The sequence below is a fragment of the Mesorhizobium sp. M2A.F.Ca.ET.043.02.1.1 genome, from assembly GCF_003952405.1.
Taxonomy (GTDB): domain Bacteria; phylum Pseudomonadota; class Alphaproteobacteria; order Rhizobiales; family Rhizobiaceae; genus Mesorhizobium.
Window position 1 is genome coordinate 6,133,417 of the sequence record NZ_CP034445.1, and the last position, 17,874, is coordinate 6,151,290.

Sequence of the window (17,874 nt, forward strand, 5' to 3'; positions counted from 1 at the left end):
AAAAAAGCCCGCCATTCGGCGGGCTTCCTGCTCTGGCTGGAGGCCTTTGCTTAGTTGAACTTGTACTTGGCGTCGATGCGCACGGTGTGGAAGGACGGCGTCGAGGTCACAAGCCCGCTCAGGATCGGGAATTCGTCCGAAAAATCTTCCTTGGCGAACTGCGAGTAGCGGTATTCGATGCCGACAGTCATCTTGTCCGACACGGCCGTTTCCAGGCCCGCGCCGACCGAGAAGCCGCTGGAGCCCCAATCGACGTCGAGCGGTGCCGGAGCATCGAGCTTGAAGTGCTGCCAGCTGTAGCCGGCGAGCGCGTAGGCCAGCGTCGCTTCGTTGACCTTCATGCCGATGCGGCCGAGCACGTCGAAACCATAATCGGTGTTGAGACTGATCGAATCGACACCGCCACCCAGAAGCCCGCCCAGCTCGAGCTTCGACTTGATGCCTGAGAGGCGCGCGTCCACGAGTCCGCCAACCACCCAGCTGCCCATGTCCTGATCGTAGCCGAGGCTGGCCTCGCCGAACACGCCTTCGCCGCCCAGGCCGTTGACCTTCACATCAGCCGGCGGAACTTCGATCTGATGCACCACCGCGCCGGCGCCGAGTCCGCCGCCGACATAGAAGCCGGTCCAGTTGTAGGAAGGCGTCTCGAAGCTGGCCGCGCCGCCGTCATTGGCGTTGAAGCGGTAGCTGGCGGCCACTTCGAAGGTGTGGCGCGAGGTGTCGAGATTGAGCGCGCCATCCGGCAGCCCAAACTGGGAAAGCAGATTGTCCTTGGTGCCAAAGCGGGTGTAGCGATACTCGCCCTTCAGCGTCCAGTTGCTGTTGATCGCGGTTTCGACACCGGCGCCGACGAAGTAGCCGCCCTGGTCCCAATCCATACCGAAGCCGGCATTGGTGTCGAGCTTGTACTTCTGCCAGGCATAGCCGCCCAGCACATAGCCCAGCGTGCTCGGCGTCAGCAGGTAGCCAGCGCGCACGCCGACGTCGAAGCCGTAGGTTTCCTTGAGGTCGGCGCTGAGGCCACCCAGGGCGCCCACATCAAGCGACGTCTTGATCGTGCCGACATGGGCGTCGATCAGGCCGCCGAGCAGGAAGCGCTGCGAGACCATATAGTCGTAGCCGACGGTCGCCTGGCCGTAGATGCCTTCGCCGCCGATGCCGTTGAGCGAGGATCCCGGGAGGAAATCGCTGCTGAGCTTGTGCACATTGGCGCCGGCGCCGACGCCGAAACCGACATAGACGCCGCTCCAGTTGAAGCCGGGAGCCGCCTGCTCCTGGACAACGTCGGCGGCATGCGCGGCCGACATCAAGGCAACGGCCGAAACAGCGCCCAGCAGAACGGATTTCGCGGAAACACGAAGAAGAAGCATAGCCCATAGCCCCAATTTAAAACCGCCGCGTTTCTAGCAGGGGTTGTCGAGATTCGTAGTAGCAAAAATGCAACACCCGAGGATCGAACTGCCCAATTCCTGGGCAGCTTTCCGCAGGACTCGCGGCTTCCGAAAAAATCCACCCAAAAAAGGTCAGTTTGGTTGTGGGGCCGTGAGCTGGTCGGATCCGCCACGGGACTCGATGGGCGAGGACCTCGACATCGTCATCTCGAACGCCGCGCATGCTTGCCCTGCTCGGCGAGAGGGGGTGATGCGCGATTGCCTCCAGCCCGGCGAGCTGATCGGCGCTGCGGGCGAGGAAGCGTTGGCGCAAGGGCGCGCAGGGGGTCGGTGGCGGTGCTCCATTGGCGGAGGCGATATCAAGCAGAAAGCGGGGCGGGGTGGAACAGGCAGTTATCCGTCGCGGCAGAGGAAAAGCTTTCTCCTACCTAGACTAAACACCCGACATCAGGCTGTATCGGCGCGGACGTACTCCGAGCAAATAGAAGACCATGGCATTTGGGGTTTTCATTCACCGCACAGATTCGATCTACGATGACAGCCCCGCTGAGCAGTACCAATTCCCTCGCCAGTATCTGCGCCGCGTCGAAGCCTGCGTCGGCGATTGGATCATCTATTACGAACCCAGCAAGGTGACCGAGACGCGCGGTTATTTCGCGATGGCAAAGGTCCAGCAGGTTATTCCCGATCTTTCGGCGCCTGACATGTACCTCGCTCTGATCGAACCCGGAACCTACCTCGATTTCGTCAATCCTGTTCCATTCAGTGGGGCCGATGGTCTGGTCGAACGCGGTCTGCTCAATAACGAGGGCAGAATATCCGGCCGTGCGCAATCCGCCGTCCGCGCGCTTAGTCCTGCCGATTTCAACCGCATCATCGATCTGGCTTTCGATGCGAGCGAGGTGGTGCCGCGCGTCGAAGAAACCGGCTTTCAGGAAGAGCAGGCGCCGTTTCAGTTTGAGCAGAGCCGTGACCGGGCGAACTACATCGGATCGCGAATCGTGCGGGATCGAATTTTCCGCCGCATCGTCCTGCGCGCCTATGACGAGCGCTGCGCGATTACGGGGCTGAAGCTGATCAACGGCGGCGGCCGAGCCGAGGTGTCAGCCGCCCATATTCGACCGGTCGAAAGGAATGGCCCGGATGTTATCAACAACGGCATTGCGTTGTCCGGCACAGCGCATTGGATGTTCGATCGCGGATTGATCAGCCTATCCGACGATCTGGAGATCCTGATCTCGCGCCAGGTCAACGACGTCGACAGCGTGCAGGGGTTCATCAACAAGACGCGCCGCGCGCTTCTGCCGAGCCGATTGTCGGAACGACCGCATCCTCGGTTCCTGCAATGGCATCGGGAGCATTGTTTCAAGCAGTGAGGCGGCTTTCGTTAGCAGTGCCCCGCCGGCTCGCTTGAAGGGGAAACTACTTTGCGTGAAGATCATCCAAAAATAGGGTGGCAGTTAGCATCATGGTCGCTAACGGCGCAGGGGTAGCAAATGCCAATAAAATCCAAAGATGGGGGATACCCGGTTAGGTTCAGTGTTCCGCGTCAGCGATGGAGTAAGATCTTTCGCACCCAGGATGAACTGCGTGCTTTCTTAACGTCTGAGATCAAACACTGGCAGGAATATAATCAGCCCCGAGACTTCCCGCTTCCAGGTGGCTCGCAAGGACTCGCCTTTCTAGACCCTCTAACAACCGCAATCTTTAACGAGGCCATGAGCACCGGCCCACATCCCGAAGATGCGCTCAAGATTCTTGAGGACCGGGGCGCTCTCCTAAGTGAGGGTTTGTATGGGCGCTTCCTTTCCAAGCTGCGAGCTGAGAAGCCTAAGCTTTACCCCGGCGCTGTGGCGGCTATTGCGGCAACTCTTGGTCCGCACAATGCGTGGCCTGATCAGAGCGGTCGCCAGCCGTTCCCCTGGGCTGTCTGGCTATCAGGATTGGCCGCCATTTTGGAATTGGTTCCCTCCAGTCTGATAAAGCCTGAGGCGGATCAGTTAACTGCCGTTGTGTCGGACGCGCTCGCTCATCGAGACGAAACGGAGGAGATGAAGCACGCGTTCGAAACTTGGAGCGGGAAAACTCAAAGCGATACCCAAGCCGAAATCGATAGGTTCCGTCAAAGCGCAGCCGACGCCGCCAAATTCACACAGGCGCAATTGACCCAGGCTTTAGCCGACTCCAGCACACGGATATTGGAACTCGAAGACAAGGTACGAAAGCGCCTCGTTTTGGAGGCGCCGACTACATATTGGTCTAAGAAAGCAAACGGTCACGTTGCGATAGCGTTCGGGTTCGGTGCACTGTTTCTGCTCGGCTTAGGAAGCGGGATATATTGGCTTACACACTACGGTGTCGATCTGGTGGCAGACGCTCACCAACGCATCGTCGGAAATGTGCAGGACCCTGGTCTGCTTGCCCTTGTACCTCTGGCGTTCATCACGCTCCCAACGTTGGCCTTCGCATGGTTATTGAGGCATGTCAGCCGAGTTATAGTGCAAAACCTAGCGCTGGGTGCAGATGCGCGACTCCGAGGAACTATAGCCACGACGTACAGCGCGCTCACTGTGGACCAAGCTGCCACACCAGCTGAGTTGGCGATCGTTTTCAATGCGCTTTTTCGGCCGGTAGATGGCAGCACTCATTCTGAAATTGCTCCACCCAATCTGGCCGATCTAATGGAGCTGACGAAGAAGTAGCAGCCTTTAAGAGCAGTCTTCAGCTCACCCAGCTCATTCGTCTCGGGGGGAATTGGGAGAGAGAAGCTGCGCTGACCTAAGTTTGAGAGTACCGCATAACCACCGGCCTGCGAAAATTTAACAATCTGAGGAGACTTGACGTGGCTTGCTCTAGGGGAAAAGCCAATCCAAATCCGGCAACAAAACTCAAACTCTTTACCGATTCAGCCGGGTTTTGCCAGAACCCAGCGTGCAATACCCCTCTCTTTCCCGAAGGATTTGAAAAATATCCACATATCGTCGGAAATGGCCCACATATTCGCGGCAACCGATGGTGGGCCTCGCACCAAAGAAGAGTTGAGCGAGGAAGAAAGAGGCTCTTACGAGAACATCATACTTCTTTGTGCCAATTGCCATACCCTAATCGACAAGACTCCCGACGAGCATCCTGCTGAGCTGATGACGACGTGGAAGCGGGAGCATGCGTTGAAGCGAGAGCGTGCGTTTGGTGTTGCAACGCTTTCTTCAAGAGAGGAGTTGCGCAAAGCCATTCTCGCACTTCTGTCGGAGAATGCCGTGGTCCACCAAGAGGTGGGGCCTGACAATAACTATCGTTTTAACCCCGAGGCATCAGAAGCCGCAGCTTGGAGAGAGCGCGTCAAACGAACCATCATACCTAACAGCCTGAAGATTCTGATGGTGTCTGATGTTAACTCAAACCTGCTCAACGAGGGTGAGTTGGTAACGTTGGAGAAGTTTCGGTACCATGTTCAAGGTCTTGTAATGAGGCACCTCGAGGGCAGGACCTTCCAAACTCACGCTTCCCGACAGAGATGCAGAACATCGGAAAATAGATGATGAGTAACGATTTTATAAGAAACCTATTACTCAGGAGCGACGGAGTTAGCGATGCAAGCTGGAAATCCGAATAGAGGTTTCTCGAAAGCAACGCCCGCCTTTTCAAGCGGCAATTCTGAGAGAAAAGCTAGTGAAAGAGGAGCACATCCAACCGCTGCTAGATCTTCCAGTAGCTGTCATAGTCAATTTCCTAAAAATCGGGAAATGGACTGGCGAGGCAATTGCGCTGTGCGAAGCGCACGGGAAGGCTTGGGGGCAATGGGGTGTCCTGCTGCGAGCCCTCGGGAACGAGTACCCTGAAACCACTGAAAACCCGGAGATATCGTTCAATCGCAGGGCATTGTCGCAGCACTCGAGAGTGAAGGATGTCAGTTTTCTGCTCGATCACGTACTCTTGGTGGAGCATGAAAATGGTAGAACATTTCGCGTAGCGATGTTGTATCAGTATGATCTTTGCGGGGATGACGTAAGGATGGCGTGGGATGATCTAGGCCCCTTCGATCTTCTTTTGAAAACAAATCCCAATGGGTCAATTCTTATTGATGCGCGCCAAGTCGGAGAGGCGCTTGGGATTAAAGTGTTCGGAATTAAAGATATGCTTGCCTATCTGGGCAAGGGGAAGTTTTGAAGTCACGCTCCCTCCTTCAAGCGGCCGGCGTCTTCGAAATGATTTTCGCGTGCCGCGTGGCGGGCATCTGCTCTGATTGGTACGTATTTGGTTCCGTCGCCAGGGGAGCGCAGCTGCCGTCCGATATTGACATTCTGTGCATCGTCCAAAAACCGGGAGATGTTTCGGCAGTCTATCGCGCCAGCGAAGTTCACCTACTACGTGCTCCTATTCACCTTAGGATACTGTCGGTTGAAAACGAGGCTTCCCTTAATTTTATCAAAAGGTGCTCCGCAGTTCCGCTGCTTTAGTGCCAGTTGCAGGGGGGCAAATCGCGTCCTTTAGCCAAGCGAAGCACAGCCCTCCGCTTCTAACGGAACGGCTGCCATCGATGGACAACCAGTTGCCATAGGCCCTTGCCAACCTCCCCACCTTCCCCTACTCTCCGCTCCTGAGAAAACCTTTTCCCAACCCGCTCCGCGCCCGCTGACCTCACCCGTCATCACCGCGCAGGGCGGTAAGAGAAAACCTTTTCCCAACTAAGGGAATCCGCCGCGCCTATGTCGTCCAACCCCGAGCCAGCGCCTGTTCCCGCCAAGCCGCCGGTCACACTGCGCGAGGTGGCGGCCGCGGCCGGCGTCAGCGTGGCGACGGCGTCCAAGGCGCTGAACGGGCAGGGCCGGATGACGGCGGAGACGCGCGAGCGCATCCGCGAGACGGCGCGGCTGCTCGGCTTCCGGCCGAACAGCCTGGCGCAGAGCCTTCTTCGTAAGCGCAGCTTCACCGTCGGCCTGCTCACCAACGATACCTATGGCCGCTTCTCGCTGCCGCTGATGGCCGGGGTCTCGGATGCGCTGGTCGACAAGGGCGTCTCGGTGTTCCTGTGCAATGTCGAGGACGACCAGCGCCTCGGCCAGCTGCAGGTCGAGGCCATGCTCGACAAGCGCGTCGACGGCATCGTCGCCACCGGAAAGCGCGTCGACCGCCATCTGCCGGTCGATCTCTCCCACCTGCGCATTCCGGTCGTCTACGCCTTCACCCAACCCGATCCCGGCGCGGTCGGCCTCGTCTCCGACGATGCCGGCGGCGCGCGGCTGGCGGTCGAGCATTTTCTGCGGCTCGGCCGCCGGCGCATCGCCCATGTCAGCGGACCGGCGAGTTTTGCTGTGGTGCACGCGCGGGCCGAGGCTTATCGCGATGTCCTCAAGGAGAACGGTCTTGCCGTGGGCGAGCCGCTGCTCGGCGCCTGGTCGGAAGCCTGGGGGCACGACGCGGTGGCAAAGCTGTTCGGCCGTGCGGGGAGGGAAGGCTGGCCGGACGCGGTCTTCTGCGGCAACGACCAGATCGCCCGCGGCGTCATCGACGCGCTGCGCGAACGCGGCATCCGCGTGCCCGGGGATGTCGGCGTCATCGGCTTCGACAATTGGGAGATCGTGGCCGAGGCGACGCGCCCGCCGCTCACCTCCGTCGACATGAATCTTTCGACGCTCGGCCGCGAGGCCGGGCTTGCCCTGCTTTCGCTCGTCGACGGCCAGCCGGCCGCGCCGGGCATCAGGAAACTGCCGTGCCGGCTGGTGGTGCGTCAGTCATGCGGAGGTCCGCCTGAATGAAGCAACGAGGCCACGCGCCCGCATCCGCCGGGCGGCGTCGCCAAACTGGGAGGAGAACCATGAGGAGGAGTAACGTGAAGACCATGCTTGCCAAGCTGATGCTTGCCGCTGCCGTCATCGGCGGCGGCCTGCAGGCGGCGTCCGCCGAGACCGCCAACATCTGGGTGCGCGCCGACGGCTCGAACTTCATGCCGCGCATCGTCGACGCCTTCAACAAGGCGAACAAGGACCAGATCAAGCTCGACATCATTCCCAATGCCGAGATCATCCCGAAATATGGCGCCGCCGCCGCCGGCGGCACGGCGCCCGACGCGCTGTCGCTCGACCTGATCTACACGCCGTCCTTCGCCGCCGCCGGCCAGCTGGAGGACATCACCGACTGGGCGAAATCCTTGCCCTATTTTGCGAGCCTCTCGCCGGCGCATGTGAAGACCGGCACCTATAAGGACCGCATCTACGGCCTGCCGTTCTCGGCCGACGCCTCGGTGCTGATCTGGAACAAGAAGCTGTTCAAGCAGGCGGGGCTGGACCCGGAGAAGGGGCCGACGAACTGGGCCGAGATCGCGGCCGACGCGGAGAAGGTCAATGCGCTCGGCGGCGACATCAAGGGTTTCTACTTCTCCGGCAATTGCGGCGGCTGCAACATCTTCACCTTCACGCCGCTGATCTGGGCCTCGGGCGGCGACATCCTGTCGGAAGACGGCTCGAAGGCGACGCTCGACAGCCCGCAGCTGCGCGGCGCGATCGACCTCTACCGATCGATGATCAAGAAGGGGCTGGTGCCGGAAGGCGCGCAGACCGACACCGGCGCCAACTTCTTCGCCGCCTTCGCCGGCGGCAAGATCGGCATCTCGCCATCCGGCGCCTTCGCCATCGGCGCGCTCAACACGCAATATCCGGATATCGACTACGGCGTCACCTTCCTGCCGGGCAAGGATGGCGGCTGGTCGTCCTTCGCCGGCGGCGATAATTTCGTCGTCACCAAGGGCACCAAGAAGATAGCCGTGGTGAAGGAGTTCTTGGACTTCGCCTATTCGCTGGAGGGCCAGACCATCCTCGCCAAATATGGCAGCCTGCCGGTGCGCAACGACATCGCCAAGGACGCGCTGAAGGATCTCGACCCGCGCTACCAGGTGGCGGCCGAGGCGATGGCCAAGGGCAGGACGCCCTATTCGGTGGTGTTCAATGATTTGATCAACTCCGCCAACGGCCCGTGGACGCAGATGGTCAACGAGGTGTTCTTCGGCGACGATGTCGACGGCGCCATCGCCAATGCGCAGGACACCATGCAGTCGATCATCGACCAGGCGCCGAACAAGTAGACACCAGGGCCTACAGGCGACGGGGATCGCGCAACGCTTCGCCGCCACGGCCCTGACCGGCCGCCCGCCCCGTCTCCCTGGCCGGGCGGCCGGGATGATGCATCGCTGAACGGCAGGGTTATAGCGTTGAGAAAGCATTCAAACATGTCGATGGACAGCCGGACTGCGATCGGCAGTTCGGGACGCTGGCAGGCTGGCTCCACCTTCTCCCCTTGTGGGAGAAGGTGGCCGAGCGAAGCTCGGTCGGATGAGGGGTGCTCCAGGGAAAGCCAGCGTCTCACTCCGCTGGAACACCCCTCATCCGTCTCGGCGCTTCGCGCCGATCCACCTTCTCCCACAGGGGGAGAAGGGAAGGTGCTGCCATGACCGCCATCGCCGCCACCTCCGCCCCCGCCCGCTCGCGCACCAGCGCCAGCCTGCGGCAATGGGTGGGCCTGCTCTACGTCCTTCCGGCCGTCGCTTTCGTCACCGTCTTCTTCGTCATCCCCCTCGGCATGACGGCCTGGATGTCGCTCAACAACTGGCCGCTGGTGGGCGAGCATGCCTTCATCGGCTTCGATAATTATGTCGCGATCCTGCGCGATACGCGGTTCTGGAACGCGCTGAAATTCACCTTCTACTACACGGTGATCGTCACCATCGCGATCTTCGCCGTCGCCTTTCCGCTGGCGATCTTCATCGAAAAGCCGCGGCCGCTCACCAATCTCTACCGCACCGCCTTCTTCATGCCGGCGGTGGTCGGCTTCGCTTCGGCGAGCCTGCTCTGGTCCTGGCTGCTCAACGTCGATTCCGGCCTGTTCAGCCCGGCCGCCTATGACCTCGGCCTGACCGAAAAGAAGGTCAATCTTCTTGCTACCTTCCAGCCGGCCTTCTGGTCGATCATCGCCATGGTGGTGTGGAAGGTCGCCGGCTTCACCATGATCATTCTGATGACCGGCCTGCAGTCGATCCCGCAGGATCTGCAGGAGGCAGCCGTCATCGACGGGGCAGGGCCGTTCGCCAGGTTCCGGGCGATCACGCTGCCCTTGATGCGCCGCACGCTGGCGCTGGCGCTGATCCTGTCTGTGGCGGGCTCGATCCTCGCCTTCGACCAGTTCTACATCATCCTGCGCGGCGGCCCGCGCAACCAGACGCTGACGGCGGTCTACTGGATCTTCAACCAGTCCTTCGTGTCGTTCAAATTAGGCTATGGCGCGGCACTATCCATGGTGCTGCTGGCCATCCTGGTGGCGCTCAGCCTCATCCAGCTCTGGCTGCTGCGCAAGCCCGAGGGGCTCGACTGATGGCCGAGGCGATGTCGCAGAACCGCAAGGCCGCCTTCAGCTTCGCCAGGCATTCGACCGGCATCATCGCCTCGGTGCTGTTCCTGGCGCCGATCGTCTGGACGGTGCTGTCGACCTTCAAGCCGGCGCAGGAGGCGCGGCAGCCGCCGCTGCCGCCCTGGCCGACCACCGGCTTCTCGGTCGAGAATTACGAAACGCTGAACGCCTTCGGCGACGGGCTCTGGGTCTCGGCGCAGAACAGCATCTATGTTTCGGTGATGACGGTTCTGCTCTCGGTGCTGGTCAGCGTGCTCGCCGGCTACGGTTTCTCCCGCTTCCGCTTCCCGTTCCGGGATTTCTTCTTCGTCCTCATCCTGTCGACGATCATGATCCCGTTCCAGTCGATCCTGACGCCGATCTTCCTGGTGCTGACGAAGCTCGGACTGCACAACACGCTGACCGGGCTGGTCTGCGTCTATGTCACGCTGCAGCTGCCCTTCTCGATCTTCATGATGCGCAACGCTTTCGACGCCGTGCCGCGCGAGATCGAGGAGGCCGCACGCATGGATGGCGCCAACAACGTCACCATGCTCGTCAAGGTGATGCTGCCTTTGGTCTGGCCGGGCGTTGTCACCATCGCGCTGTTCGCCTTCCTCGGCGCCTGGAACGAGTTTCTGGCCGCGCTCGTGCTGATGACCGACCAGTCCAAATTCACCCTGCCGGTGATGATGACGGCGCTCCAGTCCGGCCGCTTCGGCGCCATCGACTGGGGCGCGGTGCAGGCCGGCGTCACGGTGATGATGGTGCCCTGCCTGATCCTCTTCCTGGCGCTGCAGCGCTTCTACATCCGCGGCCTCATGGCCGGGGCCGTCAAGTAATTCGAATGGAGTGAAGTCATGACCGCATCGAATCCCGCCGCCACAACCGACACTGCCAGGCCGAAGCTCGCCTTCCGGCCGTTGCCCGTGCCGCAGGTCGATCTCCGCGGTTTCTGGGGCGACCGTGTCGATGCGGTGGCTAGCAACACCGCCGGCATCCTCTACGACCGCTGCGTCGAGGCGCGCATGCTGGAGCAGATCGATCCGGACCGGCCCTCGCCAGGCGTCGTCATTCCGTTCCATTCGCCATCGCCCGACGAGGCCGACGGGCAGGGCGCCGAGTTCACCGGCTCGACGGTGACGACGCAGATGTTCTGGGATTCCGACTGGGGCAAGACCATCGAGACCGCCGCCTATTCGCTCTACCGCCGCCGCAATCCAGAGCTGGAGCAGAAGATCGACGCTGTCATCGACATGTACGGAAAACTGCAGCAGGAGGACGGCTATCTCTCCAGCTGGTACCAGCGCATTCAGCCCGGCCTGCGCTGGACGAACCTGCGCGACTGCCACGAGCTCTACTGCGCCGGCCATCTGATCGAGGGCGCCGTCGCTTACTTCCAAGCGACGGGAAAGCGCAAGCTGCTCGACATCATGTGCCGCTATGCCGACCACATCGCTTCGATGTTCGGCCCCGAGCCCGGCAAGAAAAAGGGGTATTGCGGCCATGAGGAGATCGAGCTGGCGCTGGTCAAGCTCGCGCGGGCGACCGGCGAGAAGAAATACATGGAGCTCGCCAAATATTTCATCGACCAGCGCGGGCAGCAGCCGCATTATTTCGACGAGGAGGCGCGCGCCCGCGGCGCCGACCCGAAGGCCTATCACTTCAAGACCTACGAATATAACCAGTCGCATAAGCCGGTGCGCGACCAGGACAAGGTCGTCGGCCACGCCGTGCGCGCCATGTATCTCTATTCCGGCATGGCCGATATCGCGACGGAATATGGCGACGACACGCTGCGCGCGGCGCTCGACCGGCTCTGGGACGATCTCATGACCAAGAGCCTCTATGTCACCGGCGGCCTCGGGCCGTCGGCGCACAATGAGGGCTTCACCAGCGACTACGACCTGCCCAACGAGACAGCCTATGCCGAGACCTGCGCCTCGGTCGGCCTGGTGTTCTGGGCAAGCCGCATGCTCGGCATGGGCCCGAACGCGCGGTACGCCGACATGATGGAACGGGCCTTGTACAACGGCTCGATCTCCGGCCTGTCGCTCGACGGCTCGCTGTTCTTCTACGAGAATCCGCTGGAGAGCAGGGGAGGTCACCACCGCTGGAAATGGCACCGCTGCCCCTGCTGCCCGCCCAATATCGGCCGCATGGTGGCCTCGATCGGCAGCTATTTCTACGGCCTCGCCGACGACGCGCTGGCGGTCCATCTCTATGGCGACTCGACCGCTCGTTTCGAGATCGCCGGCCGGCAAGTCACCCTGGTCCAGACCAGCAACTATCCCTGGGACGGCGCGGTCGCGATCGAGGTCGGGCCGGAGGCGCCGGTTGCGTTCACGCTTCATCTGCGCGTGCCGGCCTGGTGCCGCAAGGCGGCGCTTCGGGTAAACGGCAGGCTGGTCGATCTTGAGGCGGCGACGGTCGACGGCTATGCCGCGATCCGCCGCGAATGGCGCCAGGGCGACAGGGTCGAGCTCGACCTCGAAATGTCGTTGGCGCGCCTCTTCGCCAATCCGCAGGTGCGCCAGGACATCGGCCGCGTGGCGCTGGCGCGCGGCCCGCTGGTCTATTGCGTCGAGGAAACCGACAATGGCGGTGGGCTGCACCGCATCGCCCTGCCGCGCGAGGCACGGTTGGAGGCCCACAGGGAGCCGAACCTGCTCGGCGGCGTCGTCACGCTTTCGGCCATCGGCAGCAGGGCCGAGACGGAAAGCTGGGGCGCCGATCTCTATCGTCCCGAGCCGCCGGCGACTGAGGCGACCAAGCTCAAGGCGGTTCCCTATTTCGCCTGGGATAATCGCGACCCCGGCGAGATGCTGGTCTGGCTGAGGGAAGGGTAGGGCACGCTGGCCGGGCTTCCCCGTATGACGAGTGAGCCCTCCTCATCGAGGTGCAGTCCTACCGAGGATCGGCTATTGGCGCGGACAGAGCCGGTGCCTCCATCGGCGGAACATGCGTGTCGATGTTCATGCTCACTTCCGTCACCAGCTTGCGGCGAAGGGCCGTGACATAATCGTGCGGTTCCTTCGGTGACATCACGAAGGCTTGTGAACCGCCGATGACGGATCGGGCAAAGTAGGAGGCCAGCGGCTGGCGGGGGGCCTCGTCATCCGCCGGTATGGCGATCGCGTTGATCGTGTAGCCCTTGGCGATCGCGTTCTCCCGGCTCGGCTGGACGGGCAGCCCGTCATTGTTCTCGCCATTGGAAGAGATATCGATCACCTTCTTCATGGCGGTCCCGGGGAACTCGTCGAGCAGAAGGCCTCCGACATCGATTGCCGTAGAAACCGAAGTTCCGCCCCTGCCTCGACGCATATGGCCGGTGTCGCCTGTCTTGCTGATCACCGACGCGGCGGCCTTGGCATCGTCCAGTCCGCAGATGCGCGTCCATGGCAGCACGGTGCGCGAGCGACCGGGGCTCGACCATTCGAAATAGGCCACGCCGATGCAACCGAGATAGTTCTGGGAGATGGCGCGGATGATTTCCGGCGAGGTGAGCGCTTTGGCATGGCCCTCACGCTGCAGGTCGGCAATCTTCGGATCAATCGAAGAGGAGAAGTCCACCGCGAAGACGACGGCGACGTCAACCTGCATCGACGGCGGATCTATGTTGGTTGCGTCTGCGGCAGGTCCCCAAAGGACCGCGGCTGGCAGTGTCGCCAGCATCGCCAATGAAAGCGCACGCCTTGCCCCTTTGCCATCGGAGCCCGGTGTCCTGTGAAGACCGTCCACCATCTTACCCTCCATCTCGATACAGGTCGTTTTCCACGCAACGCGGTCTCGGCCGTTGAGACCGGCGTGGGCCGTCGCCGCAAAGGTCAGCGGATTGTCTCCTTCCAACCTGCATTGACGACGATGAGCGTCGCCCGACCGGCCAGGCGCCTGCTGGCAATGCCGCGTCGGCTCTGCCTGGACTGGCTCGCAAGGACGCCGTCGACGTTCGGTTCGACATCGCGACCGACAGGATCGATCCGAGGATGATCGCCGCGCCGAGCGCGCCTGCCGGAGAAGAACGCTCGCCAAGGAAGATCGCCGCGCCCAGGGCGCCGAAGACGCTTTCCGCGCTGACGATCACCGCGGCGTGGCTGGCCGAGGTGAAACGCAGGGCGGCGGTCTGGATGCCGAAGGCGGCCGCGGTCGAGAAAACCCCGAGCACCACCAGTTCGGGACCGGCCTCGGAAGCCGCCGACAATGACAGATTGCCTTGCACCGCCCCGAGCGGCAGGGCTATCGCGGCGGCTGCAAGGAACTGCGCCGCGGCGGCCGTGAAGGGGCGCGCATAGGCATGCATGTGGCGCCCGAGCTCGACCGTCCACAGCGCATAGCAGCCCGCCGAGAGGAGGGCGGTGAGCTCGCCGGCGCCGAAACCGGTAATCCCGCCCGACAACAGCAGGCAGCCCATCACCGTCGATCCGGCGGCGGCGACGAGACCTGCCTTCGGACGTTCACCCATGAGCAGCCAGGCGGCCAGCGGCGTGATCACCGTTGCCGTGCTTACGAAGAAGCTTGCATTGGTGACGCTGGCGCCGAGATAGCAGAGCTGTTGCAGCATGATGGAAATGGCAAACAGCACCACCACCCGGGCCAGGCTGGCGGAATGTGCGGCATCGGCCGGCGCTCGCCTTTCCGTCAGGACGAAGGGCAGCACCAGCAGCCCGCCGATCAAGCAGCGCAGCCCGACTGCGCTCAGTGCGTCGAGATGATCGAGCACCGTCTTTTGCGCCACGTTTCCGAAGCCCCAAAGCGCGGCCGCAAACAGAAGCAGCAGATTGGCCGTGACCTTTGACATTCGCCGCACCCCCGGGCCGGAACCACGCTGCGGGTTCAGTTACCCTTAATTCAGCAGCGTCTAAATGAACTGCGTCACGGTAACGCTTGGGTGGCGTCGCGCTGGAGCTTGCGAGGCGTTAGTTTTGAGTTAAAATTTCAATAGGCTGGGGAGCCGTTGAGCAATGCAAAATGCGGAAAGCCGTGCTGCAAGTCGGATTTTACTTTTCGGCGGTTTCCAGCTTGAAAAGGAGGCTGGTGGCACAATTTGGCTCACCGGTAAGCGCGGCCCCGCAATTCTTGCGTATCTGGCTCGCTGCCCGGGCATGGCGGCGCCGCGCGAGCGGCTGGCCGATTATCTATGGACCGACAGCGACAGTGGACACTCGCGCAACAGCCTGCGGCAAACGCTCAGCGTCCTGCGCCGGGATCTGGCGCGACACGGCTTGGATATCATCTATTCCCACAAGGACCTGATCGGTCTGAGGCCGGAAGCGGTGCGGGTCGATGTCGACGAGTTTGAAACCGGCCTGTCGGCCCGTTCGGCCTCGGAACTCCAGGCTGCGTTGACTCTCTACAATGGACCGTTTCTCGACGGCTTTCATATCGGCACCAACGTTTTCGACGATTGGGCGGCGTCCGAACGCGAAAGGCTGCAGAGCCGCGCGCTTCAGTCGCTGGAAAAGCTCGCCCGTCTCGTGGACGCCGAAAGCGGCTTGGCTGTTGCTGATCGAATGGTGTCCATGGAGCCGACGCGGGAGGAATCCTATCGGCTGAAGATGGAACTGCTACTTGCATGCGGTCAGCGCGACAAGGCGTTGCGGACCTTCGAGACTTGCAGAAACGTCTTGAGGAAGGAGTTCGGTGTCGACGTCAGCGCGGAGACGCGAGCGCTCTGGCAATCGCTGCTTTCCTCCACCGAGCCATCGTCAAACCTTCAGACGGCCAATGGAGCTATCGCCGGTCAGCGCTCGGGACGCCCATCCATCGTCGTGGCCGACATCGTCAATCTGACGGGACAGCGTGGTGACGACTTCTTCGCCAAGGGTCTCGTTCACGATATCACCACGGCGCTTTCCGAGGTGGCCGACTATATCGTGCTTTCGGCCCTCCAGAAAAACGGCGAAGAACCGAGGGCGCCGGCTGGCGTGCGGGCGCGCTATACGCTCAAGGGCAGCATCCAGAGGTCCGGAGACGAGCTCAGGGTGAACATCCAGCTTGTCGACGCCGCTGATGGACGCAATGTCTGGGCGCAGAAATTCGACGACCACTCGGAGAACGCGCTCGCTTTCCAGGACAGGATCGCGCAGTCGGTCGTGTTGGCAGTCAGCCTTGAGCTTCAATTGACCAACTGGAAGGTTCGCGACAAGAGCCCGCCCGGTCCTCCAGAAGTGCGCCGGCTGGTGAACGAAGCCCTGATGAAATACTTCGAGATGACGCGGGACTCGCTCCTGGTCTCGAAGGATCTCGCCGAGAAGGCTCTTTTGCTGGCGCCCGACAACGTTCGCGCGAAACGGACGCTGTCCATCGCGACGACCATGGGTGTTGCGTTCGGTGCTCTGCCTCGCGAGCAGGAGCATATCGACCGTGCGATCGAGCTTGCCGAAGACTCGGTAAGAGCCGTGCCCGATGACGAAATTGCCCGCTGCATCCTGTCATTCGCATACGAATGCGATGGCCGGATCGACGAGGCGATCGTGCAATGCCAGCACGCAATCAGTCTCAACCCGAGCTATCCCAGCAGCCACGGCGATATTGCGATGCTCTTCGCCTTGCGCGGACAGGTCGGCGAGGCGGTCCGCGCGGCCAACGAGGCGATCCGCCTTGGAGCGCATGACGTCATCGACTTCTGGCGCCACCACGGCCTGGTTTTGGCGTTGTTCGCGGGCGGAGACGACCGGCGGGCGCTCGAGGTCGCCCGCAAGGTCGTCAGGACAAAGCCGGGATTCCTGCGCGGCGCGCTTTTTTGGGCGGCAACTGCCGCGGCGACGGGAAATGATGAAGAAGCGTCACGTGCCATCCACCACTGCCTGTCACAACTCCCGCATCTCAACCTCGGCAATGTCGCTCCCGGGTTCATGCCGCGCTATGTGAGGGACGGCCACCACTCGCGGTTTCTTGAAATGCTTTCGAAAGCCGGCCTCCCCGCTTCCTAATGCCTGTCGCCCAAAAGTGCGCAGCGGTTTTGGGCGGACGACATGCATCAAACAAAGACTTAAAACGCGTCGCCTGGATCCGGTTCAGCGCGACGCGCTTTGGAGCAATTCCGGGCGGAAGACCCGTTACATTTTTTCAGGAATTGCTCAGGTTCTTTGCTTGTCCAGCCAAAGTGCCACCATTGCCGTCAGCAACATGAAACACCCGAGTGCCTGCCAAGCCGTGAGAGTTTCGTCCAGGAACAGGAATGCCAGTCCGGCGGCAACCGCAGGCTCGATCATCGATGCGACGAGTCCAGTCACCGCGGAGCGGCACCGCGCCATGCCCGCGCAGTAGCAGACATAGGCGAGAGCTGTCGGCCCTAAACCGAGATAGATCAGAACCGAGATGCTTCGCCAGTCCCCCATGGCCGCGCCGAAATGCGTGAGACCGCCTGGAGCGACTATCATGGCCACGGGTGCGAGAACCAGCGATGCGATGATCAGGCCAAGGCCCGAAACAAGGTTCGGCGAATAGGCAACGGAAAGCGAGCGAGCGGCATTGGTCATCACGACGAAGGCCGCAGATGCCAGCAGCGACAGAGCAAGGCCCAATAGAAGGTCGAGCGGTTGTTCCGATGCCGTATCGACACTTACGAAAGTGACGAGGCCTGCGATCGAGATCGCAAGGGGAAGCACGACCTGCCGCGATATGGGTTCGCCAAGCTTCCTCAGTGACCAGAAGACGGCGATGACCGGTGGCAAGCAAACCGTCAGAAAGACCGTTATCGTCACTCCCAGCAGCGTGAAGCTGCGGAACAGGCAGACCTGGAAGGTGGCGCAGGAAATGCCGAACAGGAGAAATCCCGAAAAGCTACCCGCGCTGGCCTTAACCCTGCGGGTGCCGCCTGTTACCCGCGCCACCAGGAGTATGGCGGGCCCGGCAATAACCGTGCGGACGAATCCGTAGACCTCGTCCGGCATTGCGATTTCATGCGGGACAAACCTGCTTGCGACACCCACGGTCGCCCAGAGTGTGGCGGCGCACATCACCAGCGCCAGCCCCCAGAGGTGATCAGGCGAGAAACCGATCATGTAGGGCTGGCCGATCTTCCGGCATTTTTCGATCGTCTCCAGGTATCGCCTGCCGTCTTCGCCCAGGACTTCGGTGGCAACTCTTTCATTGCTTTGCATCG

Annotated in this window: 14 protein-coding genes; 10 read left to right on the plus strand and 4 right to left on the minus strand. The window is 61.7% G+C overall.

The window, feature by feature from the left end:
* Nucleotides 1-50 precede the first annotated feature (50 nt).
* Nucleotides 51-1,307, minus strand: coding sequence for an outer membrane beta-barrel protein (locus EJ068_RS29550; RefSeq protein WP_127251038.1), 1,257 nt, complete (start codon nucleotides 1,305-1,307; stop codon nucleotides 51-53).
* A gap of 575 nt (nucleotides 1,308-1,882) precedes the next feature.
* Here EJ068_RS29550 and EJ068_RS29555 point away from each other — a divergent pair.
* The 9 genes from EJ068_RS29555 (at nucleotide 1,883) to EJ068_RS29600 (ending at nucleotide 12,616) form a co-directional block, all read left to right on the plus strand.
* Nucleotides 1,883-2,767: an HNH endonuclease gene (locus tag EJ068_RS29555; protein ID WP_127251021.1), complete on the plus strand. Its 885-nt coding sequence runs from the start codon at nucleotides 1,883-1,885 to the stop codon at nucleotides 2,765-2,767.
* Between the two features lie 120 nt (nucleotides 2,768-2,887).
* Nucleotides 2,888-4,093: a DUF6161 domain-containing protein gene (locus EJ068_RS29560; protein WP_127251022.1), complete on the plus strand. Its 1,206-nt coding sequence runs from the start codon at nucleotides 2,888-2,890 to the stop codon at nucleotides 4,091-4,093.
* A 135-nt stretch (nucleotides 4,094-4,228) separates the two neighbouring features.
* Nucleotides 4,229-4,930, plus strand: a complete 702-nt coding sequence (locus tag EJ068_RS29565; protein WP_129554955.1) for an HNH endonuclease — start codon at nucleotides 4,229-4,231, stop codon at nucleotides 4,928-4,930.
* Between the two features lie 130 nt (nucleotides 4,931-5,060).
* Nucleotides 5,061-5,558, plus strand: coding sequence for a hypothetical protein (locus tag EJ068_RS29570; RefSeq protein ID WP_129554956.1), 498 nt, complete (start codon nucleotides 5,061-5,063; stop codon nucleotides 5,556-5,558).
* Nucleotides 5,559-6,097: 539 nt separating this feature from the next.
* Nucleotides 6,098-7,147 carry a LacI family DNA-binding transcriptional regulator gene (locus tag EJ068_RS29580; RefSeq protein ID WP_127251026.1) on the plus strand — a complete coding sequence of 350 codons (1,050 nt, stop codon included), beginning with the start codon at nucleotides 6,098-6,100 and terminating at the stop codon, nucleotides 7,145-7,147.
* Nucleotides 7,148-7,221: 74 nt separating this feature from the next.
* Nucleotides 7,222-8,469: a sugar ABC transporter substrate-binding protein gene (locus tag EJ068_RS29585; protein ID WP_127386190.1), complete on the plus strand. Its 1,248-nt coding sequence runs from the start codon at nucleotides 7,222-7,224 to the stop codon at nucleotides 8,467-8,469.
* A gap of 362 nt (nucleotides 8,470-8,831) precedes the next feature.
* Entirely contained in the window at nucleotides 8,832-9,752 is a 921-nt protein-coding gene (locus EJ068_RS29590) for a sugar ABC transporter permease (protein ID WP_127251028.1), read from the plus strand.
* A complete protein-coding gene (locus EJ068_RS29595; protein ID WP_127251029.1) occupies nucleotides 9,752-10,609 on the plus strand; it encodes a carbohydrate ABC transporter permease in 858 nt (285 codons plus the stop codon). The genes EJ068_RS29590 and EJ068_RS29595 overlap by 1 nt, the downstream gene beginning before the upstream one ends.
* 18 nt (nucleotides 10,610-10,627) lie before the next feature.
* Nucleotides 10,628-12,616, plus strand: coding sequence for a glycoside hydrolase family 127 protein (locus EJ068_RS29600; protein ID WP_127251030.1), 1,989 nt, complete (start codon nucleotides 10,628-10,630; stop codon nucleotides 12,614-12,616).
* 58 nt (nucleotides 12,617-12,674) lie between these two features.
* On the opposite strand, the gene EJ068_RS29605 is transcribed toward EJ068_RS29600, so the two are convergent.
* Nucleotides 12,675-13,442 carry a DUF1194 domain-containing protein gene (locus tag EJ068_RS29605; RefSeq protein WP_245463500.1) on the minus strand — a complete coding sequence of 256 codons (768 nt, stop codon included), beginning with the start codon at nucleotides 13,440-13,442 and terminating at the stop codon, nucleotides 12,675-12,677.
* A 70-nt stretch (nucleotides 13,443-13,512) separates the two neighbouring features.
* The gene (locus EJ068_RS29610) at nucleotides 13,513-14,565 is read right to left on the minus strand and encodes a DMT family transporter (RefSeq protein WP_245463280.1); all 1,053 of its coding nucleotides are present in this window, start codon (nucleotides 14,563-14,565) and stop codon (nucleotides 13,513-13,515) included.
* A 163-nt stretch (nucleotides 14,566-14,728) separates the two neighbouring features.
* Here EJ068_RS29610 and EJ068_RS29615 point away from each other — a divergent pair, with 163 nt between their 5' ends.
* Nucleotides 14,729-16,699: a BTAD domain-containing putative transcriptional regulator gene (locus EJ068_RS29615; RefSeq protein ID WP_129554957.1), complete on the plus strand. Its 1,971-nt coding sequence runs from the start codon at nucleotides 14,729-14,731 to the stop codon at nucleotides 16,697-16,699.
* A gap of 147 nt (nucleotides 16,700-16,846) precedes the next feature.
* Here the strand turns inward: EJ068_RS29615 and EJ068_RS29620 are convergent, their stop codons facing one another.
* Nucleotides 16,847-17,872, minus strand: coding sequence for a DMT family transporter (locus EJ068_RS29620; RefSeq protein WP_127251033.1), 1,026 nt, complete (start codon nucleotides 17,870-17,872; stop codon nucleotides 16,847-16,849).
* Nucleotides 17,873-17,874: the final 2 nt, after the last annotated feature.